Source organism: Streptomyces tardus (genome assembly GCF_018101125.2).
Taxonomy (GTDB): domain Bacteria; phylum Actinomycetota; class Actinomycetes; order Streptomycetales; family Streptomycetaceae; genus Streptomyces; species Streptomyces tardus.
Genome location: NZ_JAELVF020000001.1, coordinates 3,026,647 through 3,053,646 on the forward strand (window position 1 = coordinate 3,026,647; position 27,000 = coordinate 3,053,646).

The 27,000-nt window shown below is 71.8% G+C and carries 19 protein-coding genes, 1 tRNA gene and 1 pseudogene; 10 read left to right on the forward strand and 11 right to left on the reverse strand.

Annotation, left to right across the window (positions count from 1 at the left end; genetic code table 11):
- Positions 1 to 32 precede the first annotated feature (32 nt).
- Positions 33 to 533, forward strand: coding sequence for a hypothetical protein (locus tag JGS22_RS12970; RefSeq protein WP_211041372.1), 501 nt, complete (start codon positions 33 to 35; stop codon positions 531 to 533).
- A 229-nt stretch (positions 534 to 762) separates the two neighbouring features.
- Here the strand turns inward: JGS22_RS12970 and ppc are convergent, their stop codons facing one another.
- On the reverse strand, positions 763 to 3,567 hold the full coding sequence (gene ppc / locus JGS22_RS12975) for a phosphoenolpyruvate carboxylase (RefSeq protein ID WP_211041373.1): 2,805 nt from the start codon (positions 3,565 to 3,567) through the stop codon (positions 763 to 765).
- 406 nt (positions 3,568 to 3,973) lie between these two features.
- Between ppc and JGS22_RS12980 the strand changes: the two genes are divergently transcribed.
- Positions 3,974 to 4,657, forward strand: a complete 684-nt coding sequence (locus JGS22_RS12980; RefSeq protein ID WP_236073883.1) for a TetR/AcrR family transcriptional regulator — start codon at positions 3,974 to 3,976, stop codon at positions 4,655 to 4,657.
- Between the two features lie 197 nt (positions 4,658 to 4,854).
- On the opposite strand, the gene pth is transcribed toward JGS22_RS12980, so the two are convergent.
- From pth to JGS22_RS13020, 8 genes are all read right to left on the reverse strand, one after another.
- On the reverse strand, positions 4,855 to 5,451 hold the full coding sequence (gene pth, locus JGS22_RS12985; protein WP_211041375.1) for an aminoacyl-tRNA hydrolase: 597 nt from the start codon (positions 5,449 to 5,451) through the stop codon (positions 4,855 to 4,857).
- 147 nt (positions 5,452 to 5,598) lie between these two features.
- Positions 5,599 to 6,186 (reverse strand): 50S ribosomal protein L25/general stress protein Ctc, encoded by a 588-nt coding sequence (locus tag JGS22_RS12990; RefSeq protein WP_211041376.1) that lies wholly within the window; start codon positions 6,184 to 6,186, stop codon positions 5,599 to 5,601.
- A gap of 300 nt (positions 6,187 to 6,486) precedes the next feature.
- Complete coding sequence (locus JGS22_RS12995; protein ID WP_211041377.1) at positions 6,487 to 7,476, reverse strand: ribose-phosphate diphosphokinase; 990 nt, start codon at positions 7,474 to 7,476, stop codon at positions 6,487 to 6,489.
- 251 nt (positions 7,477 to 7,727) lie between these two features.
- Positions 7,728 to 9,194 (reverse strand): bifunctional UDP-N-acetylglucosamine diphosphorylase/glucosamine-1-phosphate N-acetyltransferase GlmU, encoded by a 1,467-nt coding sequence (gene glmU, locus JGS22_RS13000; protein ID WP_211041378.1) that lies wholly within the window; start codon positions 9,192 to 9,194, stop codon positions 7,728 to 7,730.
- A gap of 338 nt (positions 9,195 to 9,532) precedes the next feature.
- Complete coding sequence (locus JGS22_RS13005) at positions 9,533 to 9,709, reverse strand: hypothetical protein (RefSeq protein ID WP_211041379.1); 177 nt, start codon at positions 9,707 to 9,709, stop codon at positions 9,533 to 9,535.
- Positions 9,703 to 10,437 (reverse strand): cellulose-binding protein, encoded by a 735-nt coding sequence (locus JGS22_RS13010; protein ID WP_216814971.1) that lies wholly within the window; start codon positions 10,435 to 10,437, stop codon positions 9,703 to 9,705. Before JGS22_RS13010 ends, JGS22_RS13005 begins: the two co-directional genes overlap by 7 nt.
- Before the next feature lie 224 nt (positions 10,438 to 10,661).
- Positions 10,662 to 13,193 (reverse strand): SUKH-4 family immunity protein, encoded by a 2,532-nt coding sequence (locus JGS22_RS13015; protein WP_211041381.1) that lies wholly within the window; start codon positions 13,191 to 13,193, stop codon positions 10,662 to 10,664.
- 6 nt (positions 13,194 to 13,199) lie between these two features.
- The gene (locus JGS22_RS13020; protein WP_211041382.1) at positions 13,200 to 14,177 is read right to left on the reverse strand and encodes an SMI1/KNR4 family protein; all 978 of its coding nucleotides are present in this window, start codon (positions 14,175 to 14,177) and stop codon (positions 13,200 to 13,202) included.
- A 409-nt stretch (positions 14,178 to 14,586) separates the two neighbouring features.
- Here JGS22_RS13020 and JGS22_RS13025 point away from each other — a divergent pair, with 409 nt between their 5' ends.
- The 3 genes and pseudogenes from JGS22_RS13025 to JGS22_RS13035 all read left to right on the forward strand — a co-directional run bounded on the left by JGS22_RS13025 (position 14,587) and on the right by JGS22_RS13035 (position 15,799).
- Complete coding sequence (locus JGS22_RS13025) at positions 14,587 to 15,081, forward strand: YwqJ-related putative deaminase (protein WP_216814972.1); 495 nt, start codon at positions 14,587 to 14,589, stop codon at positions 15,079 to 15,081.
- A pseudogene (locus JGS22_RS13030) lies at positions 15,078 to 15,563 on the forward strand (SUKH-3 domain-containing protein); the annotation flags it as partial. The gene JGS22_RS13025 and the pseudogene JGS22_RS13030, both read left to right, overlap by 4 nt.
- Before the next feature lie 116 nt (positions 15,564 to 15,679).
- Positions 15,680 to 15,799 carry an SUKH-3 domain-containing protein gene (locus JGS22_RS13035; RefSeq protein WP_216814973.1) on the forward strand — a complete coding sequence of 40 codons (120 nt, stop codon included), beginning with the start codon at positions 15,680 to 15,682 and terminating at the stop codon, positions 15,797 to 15,799.
- Here the strand turns inward: JGS22_RS13035 and JGS22_RS27110 are convergent.
- Together JGS22_RS27110 and JGS22_RS13045 are read right to left on the reverse strand one after the other, a co-directional pair.
- Positions 15,756 to 16,403, reverse strand: coding sequence for an SUKH-3 domain-containing protein (locus JGS22_RS27110; protein ID WP_216814974.1), 648 nt, complete (start codon positions 16,401 to 16,403; stop codon positions 15,756 to 15,758). The genes JGS22_RS13035 and JGS22_RS27110 overlap by 44 nt on opposite strands.
- Positions 16,404 to 16,654: 251 nt before the next feature.
- Entirely contained in the window at positions 16,655 to 18,001 is a 1,347-nt protein-coding gene (locus tag JGS22_RS13045; protein WP_211040689.1) for a histidine kinase, read from the reverse strand.
- A 177-nt stretch (positions 18,002 to 18,178) separates the two neighbouring features.
- Between JGS22_RS13045 and JGS22_RS13050 the strand changes: the two genes are divergently transcribed.
- The 5 genes from JGS22_RS13050 (at position 18,179) to mfd (ending at position 26,838) form a co-directional block, all read left to right on the forward strand.
- Positions 18,179 to 19,072 (forward strand): hypothetical protein, encoded by an 894-nt coding sequence (locus JGS22_RS13050; RefSeq protein WP_372454307.1) that lies wholly within the window; start codon positions 18,179 to 18,181, stop codon positions 19,070 to 19,072.
- Between the two features lie 29 nt (positions 19,073 to 19,101).
- A tRNA-Gln gene (locus JGS22_RS13055) sits at positions 19,102 to 19,173 on the forward strand.
- 553 nt (positions 19,174 to 19,726) lie between these two features.
- Positions 19,727 to 20,515: an ABC transporter ATP-binding protein gene (locus tag JGS22_RS13060; RefSeq protein WP_308405646.1), complete on the forward strand. Its 789-nt coding sequence runs from the start codon at positions 19,727 to 19,729 to the stop codon at positions 20,513 to 20,515.
- Positions 20,512 to 23,091 carry an ABC transporter permease gene (locus JGS22_RS13065; protein ID WP_211040692.1) on the forward strand — a complete coding sequence of 860 codons (2,580 nt, stop codon included), beginning with the start codon at positions 20,512 to 20,514 and terminating at the stop codon, positions 23,089 to 23,091. Before JGS22_RS13060 ends, JGS22_RS13065 begins: the two co-directional genes overlap by 4 nt.
- A 210-nt stretch (positions 23,092 to 23,301) precedes the next feature.
- A complete protein-coding gene (mfd, locus tag JGS22_RS13070) occupies positions 23,302 to 26,838 on the forward strand; it encodes a transcription-repair coupling factor (protein ID WP_211040693.1) in 3,537 nt (1,178 codons plus the stop codon).
- The last annotated feature ends 162 nt before the right edge of the window (positions 26,839 to 27,000 follow it).

Consider the following 27,000-nt stretch of genomic DNA (forward strand, 5'->3'; position numbering starts at 1 on the left):
CAGCGTCCCGGGCATGGCCAAGGATCGCCGCCATGCCCACCAAAAAGCGCAGCCGGTCCCGACGCGCAGGGGAGAGCGCGTACGGTGCCCTGCTGCTCGGCCGCAACATCCTGATCGGACTCGTCGCGGTCGTCCTGCTGGTCGCGGGTGTGTGGACCTCCTGGGACAACGCGCAGCACGCGATGTTTCCCAAGGACGGCAACACCGGGACCATGACCGTCGAAGCCTGCTCGGACAGCAGGTGCAGCGGCCCCTTCGTCTCCGAGTCCGGCGGCTCCGCGCCCTCCGACGTACGGATCAACGAGTCGGCCACCCGCGACCTCGGCGACACGCTCGCCGTCAGTATCAAGCCCGGCACGGACGAGGTCGTGCGCACCGGCGCGGGCGGCATCCTGCACTCCTGGATCCCGTTCGGCGGCGCGCTGGCGCTGGCGGCGGTGGTCGTCGGCGGCGGACTGCGGATGAAGCGCACGGGGTGGACGCTCGGCATCTCGGGGATCGCGGTGATGGTCGGCGCGTTCGTCGCGCTGTAGGCCGGGGCGCCCGCGTACCCGCACGTCCCCGCGCCGGCGTACGTGCCCGCGCCGGCGTACGTCCCTGCACGTCCCCGCGCCCGCCCAAGCCGCCCGCGCCGGCGTACCGCGGCCGCCGGCGTCGCCCGCCCCCACGCTCCCGCGTACGCCCCCAGCGCGACGTGCGGGCCGTCCGCGCCGCCCCGGAGGACGGCCGCGAACGGCCCGCACGTCGCGAACTGCCCGTCGGTCAGCCGGTGTTGCGAAGCCCCGCCGCGACGCCGTTGACCGTCAGCAGGAGCGCCCGTGCGAGCAGCGGGTCCGGCTCGTCGCCGCGGTCCTCCTCCAGCCGCTGACGGTGCAGCAGCGCGACCTGGAGGTAGGAGATCGGGTCCAGATAGGCGTCCCTGATCCGCAGCGTCTGCCGCAACACCGGGTTGGACTCCAGGAGTTCGCCCTCGCCGGTGATCCGCAGCACCTCGCGCACGGTCAACTCGTGCTCGGCCTCGATGGCTTCGAAGATGTGCCGCAGCTCGCCCGGCACGAGAGTGTCGACGTAGTGACGCGCGATGCGCAGATCGGTCTTGGCGAGCGTCATCTCCACGTTGGACAGGAAGTTGCGGAAGAAGTGCCAGTGCTCCTGCGCCTCGCCGAGCACAGTGTCCAGCCCGGCCTCCCGGGCCGCCTTCAGTCCGCTGCCGACGCCGAACCAGCCCGGCACGATCTGGCGCGACTGGGTCCAGCCGAACACCCAGGGGATCGCCCGCAGCCCGTCGAGTCCGGCGCCGCTGTCCGGACGCCTGGACGGCCGCGAACCCAGGTGCAGTTCGGCGAGCTGGCCGACCGGGGTGGAGGCGAAGAAGTACGCCGGCAGGTCCGGGTCCTCCACCAGCCTGCGGTACGCCGCGTGTGCCGCGTCGGAGACGGTGTCCATCGCCGCGTCCCAGCGGGCGAGCGCCTCGTCGGACTGGCGCGGCTCGGTGTGCAGCGCGGAGGCGCGCAGCGTCGCCGAGACCGTCAGCTCCAGGTTCTCCCGGGCCAGCGAGGGCACCAGGTACTTGTCCGAGATGACCTCGCCCTGCTCGGTCACCTTGATCTCGCCGTCCAGCGTGCCGTACGGCTGCGCCAGGATCGCGTCGTGCGTCGGGCCGCCGCCGCGGCCGACGGTGCCGCCGCGGCCGTGGAAGAGCCGCAGCCGTACGCCGTGCCGGTGCGCCACGTCGCGCAGCCTGCGCTGGGCGCGGTGGATCTCCCACTGCGAGGTGGTGATGCCGCCGAACTTGGAGGAGTCGGAGTAGCCGAGCATGACCTCCTGGAGATCGCCGCGCAGCGAGACCAGCTTGCGGTAGGAGGGGTCGGAGAGCATCGCGTCCAGCAGCTCGTCCGCGATCTTCAGCTCGTCGGTCGTCTCCAGCAGCGGCACGATGCCGATGCGCGCCCAGCCGGCGTGCAGATCGACCAGGCCGGCCTCGCGCGCCAGTACCAGCGCGGCCAGCACATCGTCCGCGCCCTGGCACATCGAGATGATGTACGACTCGATGACCTCGGGCCCGAAGGTGTCCAGCGCCCTGCGGACGGTGCCGAAGACACCGAGTGTCTTGGCCCCCGCCTCGTCCAGCGGCGCCGGGGTGGGCGCCAGCGGGCGGCGCGAGCGCAACTCCTTGGCCAGCAGCCGGTGTCGGTAGTCCCGCGGCATGTCCTCGTAGCGCCAGGACTCCTCGCCCAGCCGGTCGAAGAGCTGGCCGAGCGCGTGGTGGTGGGCGTCGGCGTGCTCCCGCACGTCCATGGTGGCCAGCTGGATGCCGAAGGCGGCGATGGTGCGCAGCACCCGCGCCAGCCGTCCGTCGGCGACCAGAGCGCCCCGGTGCGCGCGCAGGGACTCCTGGACGAGGGTGAGGTCGGCGAGCAGCTGGCCGGTGCCCAGATAGTCGCGTCCCGGCACGTGCGGACTGTCCTTGGCAAGGCGGGTACGGGTGTTGAGGAGCTTCTGCCGGATGCAGGTGACCTTCAGCCGATAGGGCTCCTCGGCGTTGAGTCGCTTGTAGCGCGGGGTGATCTCCGGAAGCCGGTCGAGGTCGGTCTGGAGGGAGTCCAGCAACTCCTGGGTGGCGCCGCAGTTGCGGATGGAGTTGGACAGCGCTCCGCGCAGCTGGTCGATGTGGGCCAGCGCCTGGGTGATGCCGTGCTCGTGCTGGAGGATCAGCACGTCCCAGGTGACCTGCGGGGTGACGTTCGGGTTGCCGTCGCGGTCGCCGCCGATCCAGGTGCCGAAGGTCAGCGGCCGGGCGTCGGGCGGCAACGGCGCCCCGGCGCGCTCCAGTTCGTCGGCCAGGTCCTCCAGCAGGTCGCCGACAGCGCCGCGGTGCAGCTCGCTGAGGTAGTACACCGCGTTGCGCGCCTCGTCGGCAGGCTCCGGGCGGGCCACCCGCAGCTCGTCGGTCTGCCAGATCAGGTCGATGTTCTCGGCGAGGCGCAGATCGGTGCGGCGGCTGTCGGCCGCGCCCGGAGCCCCCGCGCCCTCCAGCAGCTCGGCGACCTTGCGCAGCTTGGTCAGCACCGAGCGGCGGGCCGCCTCGGTCGGGTGCGCGGTGAACACCGGCCGTACGCCCAGATTGTTCGCCGTCTGCCGCAGATGCGCGGGGTCGGCGTCCTTGAGCATGTCGGCGGTACGGGCCAACTGGCCGCCCTCGGTTGCCCGGCGCTCCCGCAGCTCGCGTCCGCGGTGCACCTGCTCGGTGACGTTCGCCAGATGGAAGTAGACGGAGAACGCGCGGACCAGCTTGGCCGCCGTCTCCAGGTCGGTCTCGCCCAGCAGGGTCGCCGCCGCCTCGCCGTCGCTGCGCGTCAACGCCCGTACGCGCTCGACGAGCTCCAGCAGCTCGGGTCCTTCCTGCCGTACGAGTGTCTCGCCGAGAAGATCGCCGAGCCTGCGGATGTCCGCGCGCAGCGCGGTGGTGTCCTCGACGGTCTCCGGGGTCTCCGGACCTTCCGCCGGGTCTGTGTGCTCTCGATCGCGCGGGTCGGGGAAGCTCTGCGTGCGGTCGGCACTGCTCATGGGGTGCGGCTCCTTGCGCATATCGACGGCTCAACGGCACCCGCGCGGCCGGCCGTCGGAGGTGCGCTGCGGGCCGTACACCGGAAAGTGCCGCCCGGCGTACCCCGGAACGCGCCTCCCGGTACCTCCACCGGGCGCCACGGGTCGCTTCGTTCGCTTGTGGCAGGTCGCGGACCGCGCTGTCCGACGCCCCAAGGGCCCAAGGATAGGCGGCGCGTCCCGCGGACACCCCGGCAGTCCATCAGGCGGTACCCTCCCGTGCCCCGACGACACGTCCCCGTCCCCTCTGACCTGCCGGGCAAGGTGCCCGTGGCCGTGCCTGCGGGTCGCCCCTGCGGCGGCGCGGGGGCACGGCGCCCGGGCGACAGGGGAAACCGGCTGGGACCACGTACCCGCAGACGGCATGATGAGCCCTGTGGCGAGTGACGACAGAGGAAGCGGCAGTACCGATATGACCAAGACCTCCTCGCGGCGCGCCAGACGGCGCATGACCGGCAAGGAGCGACGAGAGCAACTGCTGGACATCGGCCGGGTCCTCTTCTCCGAACGCGGCTTCGAGGGCACCTCGGTCGAGGAGATCGCGGCGAAGGCCGGGGTCTCCAAGCCGGTGGTGTACGAGCACTTCGGCGGCAAGGAGGGCCTCTACGCGGTCGTGGTCGACCGCGAGATGCGGCAGCTCCTGGACATGGTGACCGAGGGCCTGACGGCCGGCCATCCGCGGGAGCTGCTGGAGCAGGCGGCGTTCGCGCTGCTGGACTACATCGAGCAGCACACGGACGGTTTCCGGATCCTGGTGCGGGACTCGCCCGTGACCCAGACCACCGGCAACTTCGCCTCACTGATCAGCGATATCGCCACCCAGGTCGAGGACATCCTCGGGCTGGAGTTCAAGGCGCGCGGCTTCGACGCGAAGCTCGCGCCGCTGTACGCGCAAGCGCTGGTGGGCATGGTGGCGCTGACCGGCCAGTGGTGGCTCAACGTGCGCAAGCCGAAGAAGGCCGAGGTCGCCGCACATCTGGTGAACCTCGCCTGGCACGGGCTGGACGGGCTGGAGCCCAGACCACGGCTCATCGGCCACCGCAAGGCGTGATCTCCGGGGCGTGATCTCCGAGCGTGATCCCGGGCGTGATCTCCGGGCGTGCGGCGCGGACTGTGCGGGAGTGCGGCGCGCGGTGTGCGGGCGCAGGCGTACGGGCGCTGCGGGGCAGGTGCGCGGGCGCGCGGCGCGGACGCCCGCGGGGCGTACGAGCGTGCGTTGCGGCGCGTGCGGGACAGCCACCCGCCGGCTCAGGAGTTGTAGGCGCTCTGGGCCCGTTCGAGACCGGCGGTGAGCAGCGTCTCCACCGCGTCCGCCGTACGGTCGACCAGGTACTCCAGCTCCTTGCGCTCGGCGCCGGAGAAGTCCTTGAGGACGTAGTCGGCGACCGCCATCCGGCCGGGCGGGCGGCCGACGCCGAACCGGACGCGGTGGTAGTCGGGGCCGAGGGTCTTGGTGAGCGAACGCAAACCGTTGTGCCCGTTGTCGCCGCCGCTCTTCTTCAGCCGCAGCGTGCCGTAGGGGATGTCCAACTCGTCGTGCACCACGACCAGTCGGGACAGGTCCGCCTTGTAGAAGTCCAGCAGCGAGGCGACCGGGCCGCCGGAGACGTTCATGAACGACATCGGCTTGGCGAGCACCACCCTCGTACTGTCCACGCCCGGCGTGCCGATGCGGCCCTCCAACACCTGTGCGCGGGAGGCCTTGTGGGACTTGAAGGCACCGCCCATCCGCGCGGCGAGCAGATCGGCGACCATGAATCCGACGTTGTGCCGGTTGCCCGCGTACTGCGGGCCGGGGTTGCCGAGTCCCGCGACGAGCCAGGGACCGGTGGACGTCTCGCTCATCGCGTGTGCTCCCGATGGGGTTGCGGAAGTGAAGGGTGTACGCGGCCGTACTGCGACGGCTGCTCCGCGGCGCCGTCTCACAGCACCACCGCGGACGAAGAGCCCCGCGCGACCGGTCTGCGGTCACGCGGGGCCCGGAACGCGGAACTACTCCGCGGCAGCCTCGGCCGCGTCGCCTTCGGCAGCCGGCTCCTCGGCCTGTGCGGCCAGGACCTGGAGGACGATCGTCTCGTCCTCGACGTCCAGCTCGGTGCCCTTGGGCAGCTTGATGTCCTTCGCCTGGATGCTGTCGCCGGCGACCAGGCCCTCGACGGAGACGGTGATGCTGTCGGGGATGTGGGTCGCCTCGGCGATCACCGGCAGCGCGCTGAGCACGTGCTCCAGCAGGTGCTGGCCGGGGCCCAGGTCGCCCTCGGCGTGGACCGGGACCTCGACGTTGACCTTCTCGCCCTTCTTCACCAGGAGGAGGTCGACGTGGACCAGGAAGCCGCGGATGGCCTCGCGCTGGATCGCCTTGGGGATGACCAGCTCCTGCTTGCCCTCGATGTCCAGGGAGATCAGGGCGTTGGAGGTCTTGAGGGCCATCATCAGGTCGTAGCTCGGGATGGCGACGTGCACCGGGTCGGCGCCGTGGCCGTAGATCACGCCGGGAACCAGCTCGGCACGGCGCAGACGGCGGGCGGAGCCCTTGCCGAACTCGCTGCGGACGGTGGCCTTGATCTTCGTTTCAGCCATGGGAACGCTCCTCGTATCTCGTCGAAGGACCTGCGGCGTCACCCGGCCCACGACAGACCTTGCTACGAAGAGCGCGTCGATAACGGATCGCCGTCCGCGGTGGCCGCGGGACCGGCATCCCTCGCCGAGCAACGCCTCGCATCGTACCCGCCGCCGCGCCGTACACCCAATCCGGCCCCGGGGCAAGCGAACGGGGCCGGTCCGCTCGATCGCTCGAACGTCCCGACCCCGGTCGGTGGTGCCTGTGCGCGGCTCCCGCGCGATGGCGGCACTGCCGGTACTGCTCGGTGGGAGGGGCGCTCAGCGCTCCTCCTCCTCCTCCTCCTCGAAGAGGCTGGTGACCGACCCGTCCTCGAACACCTCGCGCACCGCGCGGGCGATGGTCGGCGCCATCGACAGCACGGTGATCTTGTCGATGTCCAACTCCTCGGGAGTGGGCAGGGTGTTGGTGAAGACGAACTCGCTGACCCTGGAGTTCTTCAGCCGGTCGGGCGCGGGGTGGGAGAGGATGCCGTGCGTCGCGGTGACCACGACCTCCTCGGCGCCGTTGGCGTACAGTGCGTCGGCCGCGGCGCAGATCGTGCCACCGGTGTCCACCATGTCGTCGACGAGCACGCACACCCGGTCCTTGACGTTGCCCACGACCTCGTGGACGGTCACCCGGTTCGCCACGTCCGGGTCGCGGCGCTTGTGCACGATCGCCAGCGGGGCGCCGAGCTTGTCGGCCCAACGGTCGGCGACACGCACACGACCGGCGTCCGGGGAGACGATGGTCAGCTTCTCGCGGTCCACGCGCTCACCGATGTACTGGGTCAGCACCGGCAGCGCGAAGAGGTGGTCGACGGGCCCGTCGAAGTAGCCCTGGACCTGGTCCGCGTGGAGGTCGACGCTCACCACGCGGTCGGCGCCGGCCGCCTTCAGCAGATCGGCCATCAACCGGGCGGAGATGGGCTCGCGTCCGCGGTGCTTCTTGTCCTGGCGGGCATAGCCGTAGAAGGGGATGACGACGGAGATGCTGCGCGCCGACGCCCGCTTGAGGGCGTCGATCATGATGAGCTGCTCCATGATCCACTTGTTGATCGGAGCGGTGTGGCTCTGGATCAGAAAGCAGTCGGCGCCGCGCACCGACTCCTTGAAACGCACGTAGATCTCGCCGTTGGCGAAGTCGATCGCCTTCGTGGGGACCAGGTCCACCCCGAGCTCCTGGGCGACCTCCTCCGCGAGCTTCGGGTGGGCGCGGCCGGAGAAGAGCATCAGCTTCTTCTCGCTGGTCGTCTTGATCCCGGTCACTGCACCGTCTCCTTGAGTTCTGCTGAGTGTGCGCTTCTCACCGTACGCCCTCGGCCGCCGAGCCAGGGGGCGCAATGGCTGCTCGGGACAGTGATGCTCGCAACTGTCCGATCCGGTTGACGGGCCGCGTGATCAGGGCACTTGCGCGAACGGCGGCGGCGCGCAGAGGTCGCGTGCGCGCCTCCTCCCGCACGCGGGCCGGACCGCACAGGGGCTCCCGCCCGGCGTGCGACCCGGCCCGCGCCGGAGGGTCAGGAGTGCCGGACGCCGTCCGAATCGCCCTGCTCCTGCGCCGATTCGGCCGCCTGCGCCGCCGCGCTGCCGGGACGCTTGCGCGCGACCCAGCCCTCGATGTTCCGCTGCTGCCCGCGCGCCACCGCCAGCGAACCGGGCGGCACGTCCCGGGTGATGACCGAACCCGCCGCGGTGTACGCGCCGTCGCCCACCGAGACGGGAGCCACGAACATGTTGTCCGAGCCGGTCTTGCAGTGCGACCCGATCGTGGTGTGGTGCTTTGCCTCGCCGTCGTAGTTCACGAAGACGCTCGCCGCACCGATGTTGGTGTGGTCGCCGATCGTCGCGTCGCCCACGTAGCTCAGATGCGGCACCTTGGTGCCCTCGCCGATCGTGGCGTTCTTCATCTCCACGTACGTCCCGGCCTTCGCCCCCGGCCCCAGCGACGTGCCCGGGCGCAGATAGGCGTACGGGCCCGCGCCCGCTCCCGCGCCGACCCGGCTCTGCACCGCGACGGTGTTGATCACCGTCGCGTCCTCGCCGACCTCGGTGTCCGTCAGTCGCGTGTTCGGCCCGACCTCGCAGCCGGCCGACAGGTGGGTGCGGCCCAGGAGTTGGGTGCCCGGGTGGACCACAGCGTCCGGTTCGACGGTGACCTGCACGTCGATCCAGGTGCTCGCGGGGTCGACCACTGTCGCACCGGCGAGCATCGCCGCCTCCAGCAGACGGTCGTTGAGCAGCCGCCGTGCCTGCGCCAGCTGAACCCGGTTGTTGATGCCGGCGACCTCACGGTGGTCGCCGGCCGTCGAGGCCCCCACCCGGTGACCGGCCTCGCGCAGGATGCCGAGAACGTCGGTGAGGTACTCCTCGCCCTGGCTGTTGTCCGTGCTCACGCTGCCCAGGGCGTCGCCGAGCAGTTCCGCGTCGAAGGCGAACACCCCTGAGTTGATCTCACGGATCGCCAACTGCGCCCGGTCGGCGTCCTTGTGCTCCACGATCGCCGTGACGCTGCCGTCCTCCGCGCGCACGATGCGGCCGTATCCGGTGGCGTCCGGCACCTCGGCGGAGAGCACCGTCACCGCGTTGCCCTCGCTCTCGTGCGTCTCGGCCAGCGAGCGCAGGGTGGTGCCGGTGAGCAGCGGGGTGTCACCGCAGACGACGACGAGCGTTCCGCGCGGGCGCACCCCCTCGGCGGCCAGCGCCTCCAGCCCCGTCCGGACCGCGTGCCCCGTGCCCTTCTGCTGATCCTGAACGGCCGTCCGCACCTCGCCGTCCAGGGCGCCCAGGTGTGCGGCGACCTCCTCCCTGGCGTGGCCGACGACCACCACCAGGTGCTCGGGGTCCAGTTCGCGGGAGGCGGAGACCACATGGCCGACCAGCGAGAGGCCGCAGATCTCGTGCAGGACCTTCGGCTTCTTCGACCGCATACGGGTCCCTTCACCCGCGGCGAGGACGACGACGGCTGCGGGGCGTTTGGCGCTCACAGGGATGCCCTTCGGCTTCGGGTGAATGTCACCCGCAGGATACCGGCCGAACCCGCCCCGTCCGGCGCTGGCCTGCGCCGGTGCGGCACGCCGCACGGCCGGTGCGGCACGGCGTGCATGCGGCGACGGGGGCGTCCGCGCCGACAGCAGCGCGGGAGCGCGGGGGCGTGCTTGTAGGAGGACGCGGCGACGAGTGCGCGGTGCGGCGTGCGTGTGGTGCGGCGTGCGTGCGGTGCGACGAGTTCGCGGTGCGAGGGGCGTGTGGGAGTACGGGCGTGCGGCGCGCGTCGGTGTCGGCCGGCCGGGGAGCGCCGGCGGGGCACCGGCCGGGAGCGCGCTCAGCGGTGGTCTGCGCCGACTGTTCGGCGGGCCGGGCGGCCGGAGAGCTCGGCCAACATCCCCTGCACGGACCTCAGATGGCCGTGCAGCTCGGCACGGCGCTCGGTGCTGCGGCGCTGCGAACGCTCCACCTCGGCCCGTACCAGCTCGGCCCGGGCCGCCGCCTCGGTCAGCATCTCGGCGGCCCGCGCCTCGGCGTCCTCCCGCTGGTGGCGGGCGGTCTCCTCGGCCTCCGCGTACGCGCGCCGGCCGCGGCCCAGGCCCGTTCGCCGCGTTCGGTGAGGGCCGAGACGTGCGCCTGCCCCTCCACCTCCCGTCGTGCCAGCTCGCGGACGAGGGCCTCCCAGCGCTCGCGGTGCTCGCGCTGCTGGTTGGCCAGCAGCGCGGCGCCGCGCCTCCGCACCTCCGCCACCCGGGCCCGCCCCGACTCCTCGGTCTCCGCCGCGTCCGTCCTCGTCACGGCGAGTGCCTCCCGGGCCAGTGCCCGGGCCTGGCGCACCGTGTCCTTCGCCCGCGCCCGGGCCTGCGCCCGCCGGCACTCGGCGGCCTCTTCCGCCCGTGTGCACCGGGACTGCCCGTCCTCGCGCGCCGCCGCGCGCTCGTCGGCCGCGTCGGCCGCCGCCGCCCGTGTGATCCCGGCGGCCTCGGCCTCCGCCTCGCGCAGGATTGCCCGAGCGCGCCCGCCGAGCGCCTCGAAGGTCGGCTCGGGCAGGGTCGCCACCGCGCCGCGCAGACGTTCGGTCTCCTCCGTCAACTCCCGCGCCAGCACCGCGAGTCGGCTCTCCTGCTCCTGCAGCTCCGCGCACTCCCGCGCCAGCGCCGCCACCTGCTCGTCGACCTGCGCGGGCCGGTAACCACGGCCGCGTACCACCGAGAATCCGTGCGGAGACTGATCCGAAGCCAATGCGAGCCCCTCACCTGGACGACTGCGCCGACTCCCGCACCAGGACAGGACCCGCAGAGAGGTGCGATTCGCCCATAGCGTTACAGTACGGCCTAACCGGTCTCCAAGGATGAGGCATCGGCGGCCCCTGAACACGTACGGCACCCCGGTTGCCAGGGGTGTGTCTCGGCGGCAACCGGGGTGCGTCGCAGTGCAGTTAGCGGTGGAGTCGGGGAGTGCGCGCCCTACAGCAGGCCGTCCCACAACTGTTCGAGGATGACCGACCACCATGTCTCGGTGGAGCCCAGCGCCGCCGGGTCCAGCGCCGCCAACTGCTGCTGGAAGTCCACCGTCCAGCGGCCCGCCTGGTCCGGTGTGAGCCCGTACCGAAGCGGCCACATCCGGCCCAGCATCGCCAACGAACGAGCGAACTCCGGCAGGCCCGTGTTGACGAACTGCGGCGTCGCAGGCTGCCCGTCCGGCGCACCCTCCAGCGGCACCGCCACGATGTGCGCCGTGCCGTACTGCACACAGAGCTGGCGCCCGTAGTCGTTGCCCATCACCAGGTACGAACCCGCGTCCGAGCCCGGCTGCACGCCGCGCTCCTGCGCCAGTTCCGCCAACGTCGGTATCGGCCGCCCCGGCTGCGCCTGCGCCCAGAAGAACGGCGGCACCTCCAACGGCAGCCCGGACCACATCAGCGTCTGCGCCACCACATCCGGCACACCCTGCCGGGAGACCGCCATCTGATCGAAGCGGAACATCCCCTGCCCGAACGCCTGGCCCAGCTCGTGCCCGATGCCCTCCAGCGGGATCGGCGGCGCCTGCTGCACCGGCATCAGCGCCGCCCGCACCGGCGCGTGCCGCGCGGGCGCGTCCGCGACCTGGTGCAACTCGCCCTGGTGCTCGACCAGATGGCGCATGCCCTGCTGGCGCGAGGCGTGGTCGCGCCCGTACGGAGCGGTGTGCGAGATCCGCACCTGGGGCCAGGCCTCCTTGACCATGCGCGCGCAGTAGCCGCCGGGCAGGTCGCAGCACTCCAGCTCGGTGTGCAGCTCCAGCACCTGCTCCGGCGGGATGTTCATCCCGCGCAGCTCCTGCATGATCTGCCACTCGGGGTGCGGCAGCCCGGGGGCCGCACGGCGGATGAGCTTCTGCTCGCTGCCGTCCGGGGCACGGTAGGTCAGCACCGCCATGTACCCGGGGCCGACGAGCGGCTGCCCCGCCTGCGGCTGGTAGCCCCCCTGGGGCGGCGCCTGCGGGTGGTGGCCGGAGTGCCCGTGCTGTACGTGCTGTACGGGCGGGCCGGGCTGTACGTGCTGGCCGTGCGTCTGAGGGGGGCCGGTGGGCCCGGTGGGACCGGCGAGCATCGTCGCGGCGTGGTGGACGCCGCCCGAACCGCCCGGCGCGCCGGGGGAGTTGGGTGGCGACGGGGGCTGCGGGCCGCCGGTCGTACCCGGATCGGCGAGCATCGTCGCCGCGTGGTGCACCCCGCCCGAACCGCCGGACGAGGGGTCGGCGGGTGGGGGAACGGCGCCCTGGCCGGGCTGGAGGTCCTGCCCGCCCTGGCTCGCCACCTCGTCCGCCGACACCAACTGCGTGGGCTCGTACGCCTTTCCGGGCGGGCCGCCGGCTGCGCTGCCCGCGCCTCCTCCGCCCGGCCGGGCACCCGGGGTGCCCGGCGCGCCGGGCGGCGGGGGCACGGAGCGTCCGCCCGCTCCGCGCGCCGGCCGTGCCGTACGCCCGGGAGCCGGCGGCGCCGGGCGCGGCGCACCGCTGGTCGGTATGTCTGCCATGTCCGCCGCGCCACTCGTCGCGGAAGGGGCGGGCGGGGGTGTGCCGTCGGCCACCATTCCGGGGTCGGCGAGCATCGTCGCCGCGTGGTGCACCCCGCCCGCGCCGCCGCCGGAGGCACCCGAACCGGCCGGGGGCTCGCCGGAATCGGCCGGTACCGGCGTCCGGGCAGCCTGCGGGGACTCGACCGGCGGCGCCTGAGGAGCGGGCTGCGACGGCTGGGGCGGCGCGTCGGACCGCGTGTACGCCGGCGACAGCCGGGTCGCCGCCAAGCCGCTGCCGTCCGGCAGCAGTTGGGTCCTGGCTTCGGTGCTGTACCGGCCGTCGCCGGTCTCTCCGTTCTCCTCCTCGTCCTGGTCGCTGCCGCTGATCGGAGGAGCGAAGACCGTCGCAGGCGGCGCGACCGAAGGGCCCGAGCCCGAATCGGAGGTGTCCGCCCAGGAGACCGCACCGGAGGACGGCGAGGACCAGGAGGCGGGCGGCGGCGTCGACAGCACCGGCCCGCTGCCCCAACCACCCGTGCCCGCAGCGGAGTCGGCGCCCGTACCGGAGTCGGCGCCCGGAGGCGTGGCAGAGCCGGCCGGCGTACGCGAACCCGAGCGGTTGTCGGGGACGCCCATCCGGTCCGCGGCCTCCTGCAACCAGTCCGGCGGCGACAGCAGGAACGAGGTCGACTCCAGATCCACCCGCTTCGGCGGCTCGGGTGCCGGGGCGGCAGCGGCCCCGGCGCCGTAGGACTCCTCGTACCGCCGCATCACCTCCTCCGGCGGCAGCGCCGGCCACAGCGTCGTCGCGCCGCTGTCCCGCGCGATCACCAGCCGTGCCGCACCGCCGTCGGAGGTCGGCACGTCCGCGCGGTCCTGCGCCCACACCACGTAGCCGAGATCGAACTCCTGCACCTGCACCTCACGGTGCTGGTACGCCGGCACACCGCCGTTGACCCAGTGCTCGGCGCGCTCCCGCGCCTGTGCGAGTGTCACCATCAGCCCTCACCCCTCCACCGGGACGGCGCGGGCGAAGCCGCCGTCCACCATCAGGTTGGCCACGGTCTCCAGCTCCGGCGGATTGCCCGCGAGCCGCAGCAGGAACGCGTCGAAGTCCGCGCCGCACGGCAGCAGCAGCTCCGCCATCCGCTCCGGCATCGGCACCCCGTCCCGGTCGCGCGCGTCGTCGTACGGACTGAACCACACCGATCCGACGCCCTCGCCGCGCACCTTCACCGCCAGTACGCCGCCCTGCACGAAGGCCACTCCGAGATAGTCCTTCGTCAGGTGATCGCGCAGGCACTTGTTGACGTACACCAGATCGTCCACCGCCGACTCCTCGCGAACCGTGAAGAACGGCTGGTCCAGCAGCACTCCCAGCCCGGGCTCGAGCGCCACCCCGGCAGGGGCGTGCCCGCCGGCAGCCTTGAGGAAGGACCGGTAGGCGCCGGGCAGCCGGTACCCGAGCAACTCCTCGGCGTGCAGGACGCGTTCCTCAGGCACCGCGGGCTCCCGCGGCACCTCGAACCGCACCGGCCGGGTCGCCTCCAGCGGCCGGGTGCCCCGCTTGGTGTGGTCCACCACCGCGGTGGCCAGCCCCGCGTGGTGCCGAAGCAGCGCCTTCACCTCGGCCGGCACCAACTCCAGCCGACGGCCGCCCAGCACGTGGTGCCAGGAGAAGCCGTGCGGAGTGGCCACCGACGGCAGACCGCGCCACAACTCGTGCCCGGAGGCGTGCAGCGCGGCGTTCGCCGACACGTAGTCCGTCAGCCGCAGCTCGTCCACCCCGAAGCCCTCGGGCGGCTCCGCCACCTCCGCCGCCGCGCGCGCGTACGGGGAGAACACCGGGGACCCGGCCGCGTCCACCCGCACGCCCCGGCCGTACAGCGCGGCTCTCACGGGGTCGGGAAACCGCACGAGCTGGCCGGCGTAGGTCCCGTTCGGCGGCGCGGCAGGATGCTGCCCGAGCCGACCTGTCGTCATGCGGACTCCCTGGTGGATACGGCTGCCCCGAGGTGGGCACAGCTGTCCCGAACAGCCTAAGGCGTGGGCCCGCTTCTCCACCTTCGCGGCCTTCACCGCCTACCCTGCCACTCCGCGGCACACCTCTGGCACCGAAGCGGTACAAGGGCGGTACCGCGCCCGACTACGCAAAAGACCGAAGCTTTGGCACAGTCGGATCGGCTGTACCGCACCACGGGCCACTTCTCTCACACGGGTCGCCCACCGGTGCCGCGCGAACACCACACCGCGCCACCGCGCGCCACCGTCAGCCACACCGCACACACCGCAGTGCCGCACACACGCAGAGCCACACACCACGCAGCACCGGACAGAACCAGCACGGCCCGCACACCACTCTGTCCGCGGGCACCACAGGAGGCACCACTCCATGCACGTCGCCGAGCACCCCGGGGACCCCCGCATCAACTGGGGCAGGACCGACACCAGACCGGCCCCCACCCTGCGCCATCGCCGCGACGGAATCCTGCCCACCACCGCCTCCGCACTCACCACCGACGGCGAGACCCTCACCAGCACCGCGAGCCGGGCCGAACTCCCGCCCGCACACCACCCCCTGGTGCAGGAGTTCCTCGACGGGCTCGACCCCGCCGCCCGCCCCCGCCACACCGGCCGCTGCCCCGAGGCGTTGCTGCTCACCCGCTGTCTCACCACCGCCGAGGAAGCCCGCAGCGGACGCGCCGCCCGCAAGTCCCTCACCCTCGCCGAAGCCCGCCGCGCACTCAAGGGCGCCCAACTCACCACGCGCCACCTCCGCGAGGAGGGCGACCCGCTCCACGGCAGCTACGCTCCACCGTGCCGCTCCTGCGGCGCGCTCCTCGACCACTTCGGCGTACGCGCCGTCGACCCATCCACCGCGACATGACCACACGTTTCTCCGTCGCCGCCGACGCGGCACTGCGCGCCGCCGGCTGGCAGCCGGGCCGCCGCGACATGCGCCAGGCCGAGATCTGGGCCGACACCCTGCGTGCCCACACCTCCCCCGGAGGCCACCGGCACGCCCTCTTCCCCGCCGCCGTCGAGGCCTGGGCCGAGTTCGGCGGGCTCGTGCTCGCCCCCACCGCGCCCGGCCGCCAGATCGCGCCGACCGCCTTCGTCGTCGACCCGGCACACGGCCTCTACTGGGCCCGCACCCTCACCGAACTCGGCCGCGCCCTCGAGACCGAGATCGCGCCGCTCGGAGCGGAACGCGGCGACCACCCCGCCACCCACAGCACCGCGCTGCTGGCCATGGACGTCGACGGACGCGTCTACAGCCTCGACCACAGCGGCGACTACTACCTCGGCGCGGACATCGAGACCGCGCTCACCACCCTGGTGGACGGCGTACGCCCGGCCCGACTCACCCTCGCCGAAGCCCGCCGCGGCGGCGGAGAGAGCACGGCGGTTGCGCTGAAGGACCCCGAGAAGGCGTCGCGGAACGCGGCGACCACCCCGCCACCCACAGCACCGCGCTGCTGGCCATGGACGTCGACGGACGCGTCTACAGCCTCGACCACAGCGGCGACTACTACCTCGGCGCGGACATCGAGACCGCGCTCACCACCCTGGTGGACGGCGTACGCCGTCCACCAGGGTGGTGAGCGCGGTCTCGATGTCCGCGCCGAGGTAGTAGTCGCCGCTGTGGTCGAGGCTGTAGACGCGTCCGTCGACGTCCATGGCCAGCAGCGCGGTGCTGTGGGTGGCGGGGTGGTCGCCGCGTTCCGCTCCGAGCGGCGGCTTCCGGGTCTCCGCGGTGATCCCGGACGTGACGCGCGCGGGTACGAGCGCGTAGAGGGCCGGGCATTCGCGGGCGAGGCCGATATCCCGGTGGACGCGGGCATCGCGCTCGGCCTGGTGGTCGGAAGCACGCTGGTGCTGCGGCGGCGTTACCCGATCGCCGTGGTGCTGATCACGGTCGCGATCATCCCGGCCCAAATGGGATTTCTGCTCTCGCTGGTGGGCGACATGGGCAGGCAGGCGCTGACCAATGTCCACAAGCACGCGGGCGGTGCGCGTACGCGCACCGCCCGCGTGCTTGTGGACATTGGTCAGCGCCTGCCTGCCCATGTCGCCCACCAGCGAGAGCAGAAATCCCATTTGGGCCGGGATGATCGCGACCGTGATCAGCACCACGGCGATCGGGTAACGCCGCCGCAGCACCAGCGTGCTTCCGACCACCAGGCCGAGCGCGATGCCCGCGTCCACCGGGATATCGGCCTCGCCCGCGAATGCCCGGCCCTCTACGCGCTCGTACCCGCGCGCGTCACGTCCGGGATCACCGCGGAGACCCGGAAGCCGCCGCTCTCCGTCGAGGGCGAGGTGTGCGGTTTCGCGGCGGCCACGCTGACGCTGTCCACCGTGGTGCCGCCGGTCCTGCTCGGGATGCAGACCCCGCCCGGTCCGGCGCCCGCCCAGGTCCGGTGCTCGGTGGCCCGTACTCGCGCGCGCCCGGCCCTCTACGCGCTCGTACCCGCGCGCGTCACGTCCGGGATCACCGCGGAGACCCGGAAGCCGCCGCTCTCCGTCGGCCCCGAGACAAAACCACCGCCCAGCGCCGTCACTCTCTCCTTCATCCCCAACAGCCCGTTGCCGCCGCTCGGAAGCCCCGAGTCGGCGCCCGAGACCGGCGACTCGTTCTCCACCTGCACCGCCACCTCCGTCCCGCGGTACGCCAGCCGCACTCGCGTACGCGCACCGCCCGCGTGCTTGTGGACATTGGTCAGCGCCTCCTGCACCACCCGGAACGCGGTCTGCTCCACGACCGCCGCGAAACCGCACACCTCGCCCTCGACGGAGAGCTCCACCCGCATGCCCGCCGCCCGGGACTGCTCCACCAACTGCCCCAACTCCCCCAGCCTCGGGCCCGCCGCGGCTGCCTCGCGCTGGGCCGCCGCCGCGGCGTACTCCGCCACCTTCGCCAACGGCCGCTCCGCCGCCGCGGCCGGTGACGCCGCGGTGGCGCCGGCAGCCGGCAGCCCGTCCGCCGAACGCAGCACCCCGAGCATCGTGCGCAGCTCGGTCAGCGCCTGCCTGCCCATGTCGCCCACCAGCGCCGCGTTCCGCGACGCCTTCTCGGGGTCCTTCAGCGCAACCGCCTGGAGCGCCGCAGCGTGCACCACCATCAGACTCACCCGGTGGGCCACCACATCGTGCATCTCCCGTGCGATGCGCGCCCGTTCCTCGCCCCGCGCCCACTCGGCGCGTTCCTCCGCGCGCTCGGCGAGCAGCAGCAACTCGCGCTCCAGGCCGTCGGTTCGCTCCCGCAGCGCCTCGACCAGCCGCCTTCGCGCCCCGACGTACATCCCGAGCAGGACCGGCGGCACCACGGTGGACAGCGTCAGCGTGGCCGCCGCGAAGAAGACGAACCAGTCGCTCGACAGCTGCGGACCGACATCGCTGCGCAGGTCGAGGTAGACCACGATCAGGCCGCCGACGAGCTGCATCCCCGTCAACAGCGCGATGATCCGCCTCGGCACATCGGAGGCGGCCAGGGTGTAGAGGCCCACCAGCGAGAGCAGAAATCCCATTTGGGCCGGGATGATCGCGACCGTGATCAGCACCACGGCGATCGGGTAACGCCGCCGCAGCACCAGCGTGCTTCCGACCACCAGGCCGAGCGCGATGCCCGCGGCCACCGGGATATCGGCCTCGCCCGCGAATGCCCGGCCCTCGAAAGCGCACTCGACCATCGACAGCAGGGCGAGCGTGACATCCAGCGCGGCACTGCGCCGCCGGGCCCACCACAACAGGCCGGACGCACCCCCCGCGGCGCGGGTGCGGACCTCGTCCCCCGTCTCGCTCATACGGGTCAGCCTACGGCGGCGGGCAACCGGATTTCGCGCGGCCCGCACTGATGTGCGGAGGGGAAAATCTGTTCACTCTTCAACCTGAAGTGGAATTCGGTATTCCTCGCCCGTATCGGTGAAGCGAGCGGGTATTCGATTCTCGACAACGCTCTCCCGCGCCACTGTGGGGTCATGATTCCCCCACCTCGCACCCCCGGTGTGCACCCCGAAACCGACACAGGATCCGACCGTTCCGTGAGTGCGGAGGGGGAGCTCCGGGCCCGGGCCGTCGCTCTGCGCCGCGACGGGTTCAGCCGCCGGGAGATCCGCGCCCGACTCGGAGTCCCCGGCAACTCGACCCTCACCGCGCTGCTCGCCGGTGAGCAGCCTCCGGAGAGGAGTCGGCGCCCCAACGCCAAGGACGAGCTGCGCGCCCGCGCCCGCGAGCTCCGAGCGCAGGGCAGCACATACGACGAGATCACGGCCGAGCTGGGGGTCTTGAAAAGCTCCGTCTCGCTGTGGGTGCGCGATCTTCCCAAACCGCCGACGCCGCCGGAACGGCTGCGGAGGATGAGCGAGGCGCGTTGGGGCCCGCATCGCGCCGAGCGGGCGCGGGAGCGCGAGCGGGTCAGAGGTGAATCGGCCGCCGAAGTGGGGGTGTTGAGCGACCGCGAGCTGTTCCTGGTGGGCGTCGGCCTCTACTGGGCGGAAGGCGCGAAGAGCAAACCGCACCGACTTCAGGAGCAGGTTCAGTTCGTCAACAGTGACCCCGGCATGATCAGAGTGTTCCTCGCCTGGCTCGAGCTTCTGGGGGTGCAGCGTGAGCGACTTCAGCTGCGCCTCATGATCCATGAGACCGCGGACGTGCCGTCAGCGGAGCAGTACTGGGCTGAAGTGGTGGGGGTTGATGTGGCAGTCTTCTCCAAGACCACGCTCAAGAAGCACAACCCGAAGACTGTTCGCAAGAACAGCGGCGACGGTTATCGCGGTTGCTTGGTGGTGGGGGTGAGGCAGGGTGCCGACCTTTACCGCCGCATGGAGGGGTGGTGGTCCGGCGTAGTATCGGGCGTCGGGGAGCTGTCAGTTTGACCGAATGTCCGGATTGACGCCCTTTGCTATCCCCTGTGGTGTAATCGGCAACATCGCGGACTTTGAATCCGTTGTTCCAGGTTCGAGCCCTGGCAGGGGAGCACCGGAGAAGGGCCCATCCGTCGAGCGGTTGGGCCCTTCTGGCGTGCGCCCGTCGACCTGCCGCCGTGCCCGAGGCAACTGCCGATCCATCCCCCGCCCCTGACGTCCGCTCGTCTCATCTCCCCGTTCCTGTGCGGCAGTTCGGCGGTGGGAGTGCCGCGTGCGACCGGCTGACTCAGGGTGTCCGGGCGCCGCCCCCTTAGGGGAGGCCACCGGGGAGGTGTGGGGACGCTCTCGTCCTGGTGCACGACGAGCCGCGCGCCTGCTCTGCCTAACGTCGGAGATGGCTGCAACGGGGTGCGGCCACCACCGCACAGGTGGTGCTGGCCCCACCGCGAAGACGGTGTCTCTCCCCATGGTCCGGGCACCGCCACTGCGGAAGTCTCATAGCTGTCCGTTCAACGAACCGGGGGACGCATCGGTTCCCCTCCGGACTTCCCACGACCGGGGCCGCGCCGACACGGCGTGCCCGCGGAAGTCCGAGGCCGGAACCACCGGATGCCGGAGCGGACCTTCCGATCGACACACCTTCCGTTCAACCAAGGAGTCACCGTGACAACGGCTGTAGCGAATCCCCTGACCGGGGGCGGCGGAGAGAGCACGGCGGTTGCGGCGCGAGCCCGGCAGCTCGTGAAGGCGTACGGCTCGGGCGAGACCGGGGTGGTGGCGCTCGACCGGGTGGACGTCGACATCGCCCGCGGCGCCTTCACCGCCATCATGGGCCCGTCCGGCTCGGGCAAGTCGACCCTGATGCACTGCCTGGCCGGGCTCGACTCGGTGAGCTCCGGTCAGATCTGGGTCGGCGGTACGGAGATCACCTCGCTGAAGGACAAGAAGCTGACGCGTCTTCGGCGCGACCACATCGGCTTCATCTTCCAGGCGTTCAACCTGCTTCCCACTCTCACCGCGGCGGAGAACATCACGCTGCCGATGGACATCGCCGGCGTGAAGCCCGACCGGGCGTGGCTGGACCAGGTGGTGCAGACCGTCGGGCTGGGCGGACGGCTGCGCCACCGCCCCGCGCAGCTCTCCGGCGGCCAGCAGCAACGTGTCGCGGTGGCACGGGCGTTGGCCTCCCGGCCGGACATCATCTTCGGCGACGAGCCGACCGGGAATCTGGACTCGCGTGCCGGCGCCGAGGTGCTGGGCTTCCTGCGGCGTTCGGTCGACGAGCTGTCGCAGACGATCGTGATGGTGACGCACGACCCGGTCGCCGCCTCGTACGCGGACCGGGTGCTGTACCTGGCCGACGGCCGGATCGTGGACGAGATGTGGCGCCCGACGGCCGAGACCGTGCTGGACCGCATGAAGGCGTTCGACACCTTCGGGCGGGTGTCATGACCGTCCTGCGCACCTCGCTGCGGAACTTCTTCGCGCACAAGGGCCGCATGGTCCTCTCCGGCTTCGCGGTGGTCCTCTCGGTGGCCTTCGTCTGCGGGACGCTGGTGTTCACCGACACGATGAACACCACCTTTGACAAGCTCCTCGGCGACACCGCCGCCAATGTCACGGTCACTCCCGAACAGGAGGAGGGCGGCGAGCAGTCGGGTACGGGGGTCCCGGCAACCGTCCCCGCCTCCCTGGTGAAGGACCTGTCCGGGGTCCAGGGCGCGGAGAGCGTCTTCGGCCTCGCCTCGACCATGGCGGTCACCGTGGTGGACGCCGACAACGAGAGCATCAGTCCGGACACCGGCGCCCCGACGGTCGCCTCCAACTGGACCGAGCTGGACAAGCGGTCGATGGCCGTCACCGAGGGGCACCCGCCGCGTGGGCCCACCGAGGTGATGGTGGACGCGGACACGGCGAAGAAGCACGGCATCGCCGTGGGCGACCGGCTGCGGACCATCGCAGCGCCGGGCGACTTCAGGTCGAAGGTCGTGGGCATCGCGAAGTTCGAGTCGACCAACCCCGGTGCGGCGGTGCTGTTCTACGACACCGCCACGGTGCAGCGTCAACTGCTCGGTGGTCAGGGGGTGTTCACCGGTGTCGCGGTGCTGTCGGCGGACGGGGTGACCGACGGGCTGCTGAAGAGGAACGTCTCCGAGGCGCTCGCGTCCGGCGAGGTCTACACCGTGCGCACGCAGGCGGAGACGGCCGAGGCGGAAAAGTCCGACCTGGGCTTTCTGGACGTGACGAAGTACGCGCTGCTGGGCTTCGCCGGGATCGCGGTGCTGGTGGGGATCTTCCTGATCGTCAACACCTTCTCGATGCTGGTGGCGCAGCGGACTCGTGAGCTGGGCCTGATGCGGGCGATCGGTTCGAGCCGTCGGCAGGTGAACCGCTCGGTGCTGATCGAGGCGCTGTTGCTGGGAGTCCTCGGTTCGGCGGTCGGTGTGGTTGCGGGTGTGGGGCTTGCGATCGGGCTGATGAAGCTGATGGGCATGGCCGGGATGAATCTCAGCACCGGTGATCTGACGGTCACCTGGGTGACGCCGGTGGTCGGTGTGGCTCTGGGCGTGTTGGTGACGCTGGTGTCGGCGTATCTGCCGGCACGGCGCGCGGGCCGTATCTCGCCGATGGCGGCGCTGCGGGACGTGGGGATGCCGATGGAGGCCCGGGCCAGCCGGCTGCGGGCGGGATTCGGCGGGTTGCTGACGGCCGCGGGTGCGGCGGGCCTCGTGGCGGCAGCCGCTTCGGGGGACGCCGGCGAGGGTTCGCTCTATCTGGCGCTCGGCATCTTCTTCTCGCTGGTCGGCTTCGTGCTGGTGGGGCCGCTGCTGGCTTCGCTGGTGGTGCGGGTGCTGAGCGTGGTGGTGCTGCGGGTGTGGGGGCCGGTGGGTCGTCTCGCGGAGCGGAACGCGCTGCGCAATCCGCGGCGCACGGGGGCGACCGGGGCGGCGCTGATGATCGGCCTGGCGCTGGTCGCGGCGCTGTCGGTGGTCGGTTCCTCGCTGGTGGCCTCGGCCACCGACGAGCTGGACCGCACGGTCGGTGCGGACTTCATCGTGGAGGGCCAGGGGTTCGGCGGGGCGACGTTCACTCCGGCGGCGACCGAGCGGCTGCGGGGCACCCCGCACCTGGAGCACGTGACCGAGTACCGGGCGCTGGATCCGGTGGAGATCACGCTTCCGGACGGCAGGAAGGTCGACCACGACGCCTCTGCGGTCTCTCCCAGCTACGCGGAGGACGTGCGGACGAAGATGGCCGACGGCGATATGGCGGAGGCGTTCGCCGAGGGCGGTGTGGCGGTGGACGAGCCGTTCGCCGACAAGCACGGGCTCTCGGTCGGCGACCGGATCACCGTCACGTATGCGGGGGCCGGCGAGGAGCTGACGGTTCGGGGCATCACCTCCGAGGAGGCGAATCTCGACTCCGGGGTGGCGTTCATGGGCATCTCGACGGCGGAGAGCTTCGTGCCGAAGGACCGGATGCCGCTGAACATGATGCTGCTGGCGAAGGCGAAGGACGGCGAGGCCGACGAGGCGTACGCGGCGCTGAAGGGGGCGATGAAGGAGTACCCGCAGTACACGGTGCGTGACCAGGCCGACTTCAAGGCGCTGCTCAAGGACCAGGTCGGGCAGCTGCTGAACATGGTCTACGGGCTGCTGGCGCTGGCGATCATCGTGGCGATCCTCGGCGTGGTGAACACCCTGGCGCTGTCGGTGGTGGAGCGGACGCGGGAGATCGGGCTGATGCGGGCGATCGGTCTCTCCCGGCGGCAGCTGCGGCGGATGATCCGGCTGGAGTCGGTGGTGATCGCGCTCTTCGGTGCGCTGCTGGGTATCGGACTGGGCATGGCGTGGGGAGTGGCGGCGCAGAAGCTGCTGGTGCTGGAGGGGCTCCAGGTGCTGGACGTGCCCTGGCCGACGATCGGGACGGTGTTCCTGGGGGCCGCGCTGGTGGGTCTGGTTGCCGCGCTGGTGCCGGCGTTCCGGGCCGGTCGGATGAATGTGCTGAACGCGATCGCGACGGACTGAGCCCGGCGCGAACCGGTCGGGGCTCCGCACCGGAGCCCGGCCCGGGCACCTCGGGGGAGGAGTACGCGCCCCGGCGCGTGACCGGCGGCGACCGCCCTTCGGCTCGTGCCGGGGGCGGTCGCGGTCGGCGTAGGCTGGAAGGCCCGGTTTTCACGAACCGGGCCTTCTCGCGTTCGCCAGTTCGCGGTCCAGCTACCAGCGGGGTTGTCCATGCGTTTGTCCGGTCTGCTAGACGCTGTCGTACGGGATGAGGCGCTGGCCGAGGCGGTACGGGCCGCCTCGGACGGCAACCGGCACCACGTCGACCTGGTCGGCCCGGCGGCGACGCGTCCGCTGGCGGTGGCGGCGCTGGCGCGGGACGCGGGACGTACGGTGCTGGCGGTGACGGCGACGACGCGGGAGTCGGAGGATCTGGCGGCGGCGCTGCGTTCGCTGCTGCCGGAGGAGTCGGTGGTGGAGTTCCCCTCGTGGGAGACGCTGCCGCACGAGCGCCTCTCGCCGCGCAGCGACACCGTCGGCAGGCGGCTGGCGGTGCTGCGCAGGCTGGCGCACCCGAGCCCGGACGATGCGGCGACCGGCCGGGTCTCGGTGGTGGTGGCGCCGGTGCGCTCGGTGCTCCAGCCGCAGGTCAAGGGGCTCGGTGAGCTTGTTCCGGTGGCTCTGCGCTCGGGGGGCGGTGCGGACCTCGGTGAGGTGGTGGACGGTCTCGCGGCGGCGGCGTACTCCCGGGTCGAACTGGTCGAGAAGCGGGGCGAGTTCGCGGTGCGCGGCGGGATCCTGGATGTCTTTCCGCCAACCGAGGAGCATCCGCTGCGGGTGGAGTTCTGGGGCGACGAGGTGGAGGAGATCCGCTACTTCAAGGTCGCCGACCAGCGTTCCCTGGAGGTGGCGGAGCACGGGTTGTGGGCGCCGCCCTGCCGTGAGCTGCTGCTGACGCAGGAGGTGCGGGCGCGGGCGGCCGAGCTGGCGGAGCGGCATCCGGAGCTGGGGGAGCTGCTCGGCAAGCTCGCCGAGGGCATCGCGGTCGAGGGGATGGAGTCGCTGGCCCCGGTACTGGTCGACGAGATGGAGCTGCTGCTCGACGTGCTGCCGCAGGGCAGCATGGCGGTGGTGTGCGATCCGGAGCGGGTGCGTACCCGGGCGGCCGATCTCGTCGCGACCAGCCAGGAGTTCCTGCAGGCGTCCTGGGCGGCGACGGCGGGCGGCGGCGACGCGCCGATCGATGTGGACGCCGCCTCGCTGTGGGGCATCGCGGACGTGCGGGAGCGGGCGCGTGAGCTGGGTGTGCTGTGGTGGACGGTGTCGCCGTTCGCCGCCGACGCGGAGGCCGAGCCGGAGGCGGACACGCTTGCGCCGCGATTGAAGGCCGCGGAGGCGTACCGGGGCGACACCGCGCGGGCGCTGGCGGACACCAAGGAGTGGCTGGCGCGCGGCTGGCGCTGTGTCTTCCTGACCGAGGGCCACGGTCCGGCGGCCCGTACCGCCGAGGTGCTCAGCGGCGAGGGGGTGCCGGCCAGGCTGGAGGCGGAGCTGGGGGAGATCGTGCCCTCGGTGGTGCATGTGGCCTGTGGCGCGCTCGAAACGGGTTTCGTGGCACCGGAGTTGGGGCTGATCGTCCTGACCGAGACGGATCTGACCGGGCAGAAGGCGGCGGGTCGCGAGGGTGCCCGGATGCCGGCGCGGCGCCGCAAGACGATCGATCCGCTCTCGCTGGTGCCGGGCGACTTCATCGTGCACGAGCAGCACGGCGTGGGCCGGTACGTCGAGATGGTGCAGCGCACGGTCCAGGGGGCGACGCGCGAGTACCTGTTGGTGGAGTACGCGCCGGCCAAGCGCGGCCAGCCGGGCGACCGGCTCTTTGTGCCGACCGACCAGTTGGAGCAGGTCACCAAGTACGTGGGCGGCGAGGCGCCGTCGCTGCACCGGCTGGGCGGCGCGGACTGGGCGAAGACGAAGGCCAGGGCGAAGAAGGCGGTCAAGGAGATCGCCGCGGATCTGATCAAGCTCTACTCGGCGCGGATGGCGGCGCCCGGCCACACCTTCGGCGCGGACACTCCGTGGCAGCGGGAGTTGGAGGACGCGTTCCCCTACATCGAGACCCCGGACCAGCTGACGACGATCGGCGAGGTCAAGGGCGATATGGAGAAGGCCGTCCCGATGGACCGGCTGATCTGCGGCGATGTGGGGTACGGCAAGACGGAGATCGCGGTCCGGGCCGCTTTCAAGGCCGTTCAGGACGGCAAGCAGGTCGCGGTGCTGGTGCCGACGACGCTGCTGGTGCAGCAGCACTTCGGCACCTTCAACGAGCGGTACGCGCAGTTCCCGGTGGTGGTGAAGGCGCTGTCGCGGTTCCAGTCGGACACGGAGGCGCAGGCGGTGCTGGACGGGCTGCGGGAGGGTTCGGTGGACGTGGTGATCGGCACCCACCGGCTGTTCTCCTCGTCGACCAAGTTCAAGGACCTGGGCCTGGTCATCGTCGACGAGGAGCAGCGGTTCGGCGTGGAGCACAAGGAGCAGCTGAAGAAGCTGCGTGCCAACGTGGACGTGCTGACGATGTCCGCGACGCCGATTCCGCGCACCCTGGAGATGGCTGTCACCGGTATTCGTGAGATGTCGACGATCACCACCCCGCCGGAGGAGCGGCATCCGGTGCTGACCTTCGTCGGCCCGTACGAGGAGAAGCAGATCGGCGCGGCGGTGCGTCGTGAACTCCTGCGCGAGGGCCAGGTGTTCTACATCCACAACCGGGTGGAGTCGATCGACCGGGCGGCCTCGCGGCTGCGTCAGATCGTCCCGGAGGCGCGGATCGCCACGGCGCACGGCCAGATGTCGGAGTCGGCTCTGGAGCAGGTGGTGGTGGACTTCTGGGAGAAGAAGTTCGACGTGCTGGTTTCCACGACGATCGTGGAGTCGGGTATCGACATCTCCAACGCCAACACCCTGATCGTCGAGCGCGGCGACAACTTCGGCCTCTCCCAGCTGCACCAGTTGCGCGGCCGGGTGGGGCGCGGCCGGGAGCGGGGTTACGCGTACTTCCTCTACCCGCCGGAGAAGCCGCTGACGGAGACGGCGCACGAGCGGCTGGCCACGATCGCGCAGCACACCGAGATGGGTGCGGGCATGTACGTGGCGATGAAGGACCTGGAGATCCGGGGTGCGGGCAATCTGCTCGGCGGCGAGCAGTCGGGCCATATCGCGGGGGTCGGTTTCGACCTGTACATCCGCATGGTCGGCGAGGCGGTGGCCGACTACCGGGCCGCGCTGGAGGACGGCGTGGAGGAGGCGCCGCCGCTGGAGGTGAAGATCGAGCTGCCGGTCGACGCGCACGTCCCGCACGACTACGCGCCCGGAGAGCGGCTGCGGCTCCAGGCGTACCGGGCGATCGCCTCGGCCAACTCCGAGGCGGACATCGCCGCGGTGCGGGAGGAACTCACCGACCGCTACGGCAAGTTGCCCGAGCCGGTGGAGAACCTGCTGCTGGTCGCGGGCTTGCGGATGCTGGCCCGTGCCTGCGGCGTCACCGACATCACCCTCCAGGGCGCGAACATCCGTTTCTCGCCGGTGGAGCTGCGCGAGAGCCAGGAGCTCAGGCTCAAGCGGGTGTACAAGGGTGCGCTGATCAAGCCGGACCGGCAGCAGGTGCTGGTGCCGCGGCCGAAGCCGGGCAACATCGGCGCCAAGCCGCTGGTCGGTCGTGAACTCCTCGCCTGGGTGGGGGAGTTCCTGACGACGATCGTGGGTTCGTAGCGGTACGCGGTACGCGGTACGTGGTACGCGGTACGGCGGTACTGGGCGCGGCGCTGTGCGCTTCGGGAGCGGGTCGGGGCGGGCCGGCGTGCCGGTCGGGAGTCCTGAGCGCGGTCATGACAGCTGAAATCAGCCTGTAAAGCGATGTGTTCCGGACGTGTC

Excerpts from the sequence above, each read along its gene's own strand:
- JGS22_RS12980 (WP_236073883.1), top strand. The coding sequence starts at position 3,974 with ATGAGCCCTGTGGCGAGTGACGACAGAGGAAGCGGCAGTACCGATATG.
- JGS22_RS13015 (WP_211041381.1), bottom strand. The coding sequence starts at position 13,193 with ATGGTGACACTCGCACAGGCGCGGGAGCGCGCCGAGCACTGGGTCAAC.
- JGS22_RS12970 (WP_211041372.1), top strand. The coding sequence starts at position 33 with ATGCCCACCAAAAAGCGCAGCCGGTCCCGACGCGCAGGGGAGAGCGCG.
- JGS22_RS13035 (WP_216814973.1), top strand. The coding sequence starts at position 15,680 with ATGGACGTCGACGGACGCGTCTACAGCCTCGACCACAGCGGCGACTAC.
- pth (WP_211041375.1), bottom strand. The coding sequence starts at position 5,451 with ATGAGCGAGACGTCCACCGGTCCCTGGCTCGTCGCGGGACTCGGCAAC.
- JGS22_RS13020 (WP_211041382.1), bottom strand. The coding sequence starts at position 14,177 with ATGACGACAGGTCGGCTCGGGCAGCATCCTGCCGCGCCGCCGAACGGG.
- JGS22_RS12990 (WP_211041376.1), bottom strand. The coding sequence starts at position 6,186 with ATGGCTGAAACGAAGATCAAGGCCACCGTCCGCAGCGAGTTCGGCAAG.
- JGS22_RS13045 (WP_211040689.1), bottom strand. The coding sequence starts at position 18,001 with ATGAGCGAGACGGGGGACGAGGTCCGCACCCGCGCCGCGGGGGGTGCG.
- JGS22_RS13005 (WP_211041379.1), bottom strand. The coding sequence starts at position 9,709 with ATGCTGACCGAGGCGGCGGCCCGGGCCGAGCTGGTACGGGCCGAGGTG.
- JGS22_RS13065 (WP_211040692.1), top strand. The coding sequence starts at position 20,512 with ATGACCGTCCTGCGCACCTCGCTGCGGAACTTCTTCGCGCACAAGGGC.
- JGS22_RS13025 (WP_216814972.1), top strand. The coding sequence starts at position 14,587 with ATGCACGTCGCCGAGCACCCCGGGGACCCCCGCATCAACTGGGGCAGG.
- mfd (WP_211040693.1), top strand. The coding sequence starts at position 23,302 with ATGCGTTTGTCCGGTCTGCTAGACGCTGTCGTACGGGATGAGGCGCTG.
- ppc (WP_211041373.1), bottom strand. The coding sequence starts at position 3,567 with ATGAGCAGTGCCGACCGCACGCAGAGCTTCCCCGACCCGCGCGATCGA.